The sequence below is a fragment of the Marinimicrobium locisalis genome (assembly GCF_039822625.1).
Lineage (GTDB): Bacteria > Pseudomonadota > Gammaproteobacteria > Pseudomonadales > Cellvibrionaceae > Marinimicrobium > Marinimicrobium locisalis.
Genome location: NZ_JBDLLG010000086.1, coordinates 1 through 612, shown reverse-complemented (window position 1 = coordinate 612; position 612 = coordinate 1). Strand labels below are relative to the sequence as shown.

The window sequence follows — 612 nt, the reverse complement described above, 5'->3', positions numbered from 1 at the left end:
GGGTTGTGCGACAGCGTTCCGCCCTGAGCTTGATTTAGCGTCCAGGTATTGGTGCCGTGGCTAGTGCCCAGGGTAGCGTCGTTATTGCCCACGAAGTCCCGGATTTCCGTGAAATTCCAGCCTCCGGTGTCACCGCCCAACACTAGGGTGGTCGGGTCCGTGAAACCGCTCAGGTCCAAGGTGTTAGTCGAGTCGGCACCGCCTTTAAGCAAGCCCGTAAACACCGTAGTGCCGGTGGCTTCGAAGGTATCCTCCCCGCTGCCCCCATGCAAGGCGCTAACGCCGGTGAATGACAATGTTCCCTGAAATAGCGCGTCCTCGCCAGTCGGGGGGACGGTCTCCACTTCCCCGGAGGCGGCGCCCTCCAACGTCCAAGTGTTGGTGCCGCTTGCCAAGCCCAGGGTGGTTTGATCATTACCGGTAATGACATTGATACGGCTCAGATCCCAGTCGGACCCGCCGCCCCCAAAGCGCACGGTGACCGCCGAGGTGACGCCGGTAAAGTCGACTTCGTCGTTGGCGCCCCCGCCACCGTCAATAACGCCGCTGTAGGTGGTCCCGTCACTGACCTCGAAGGTATCGGTTTGGCCGCCGCCGATAAGCGTTTCTATG

Annotated in this window: 1 protein-coding gene; it reads right to left on the bottom strand. The window is 61.3% G+C overall.

What is annotated here, in order from left to right; all coding sequences use genetic code 11:
• Positions 1-612, bottom strand: a 612-nt coding sequence (locus tag AAE514_RS18510; protein WP_347333043.1) for a hypothetical protein, incomplete at both ends; no start/stop codon positions are given.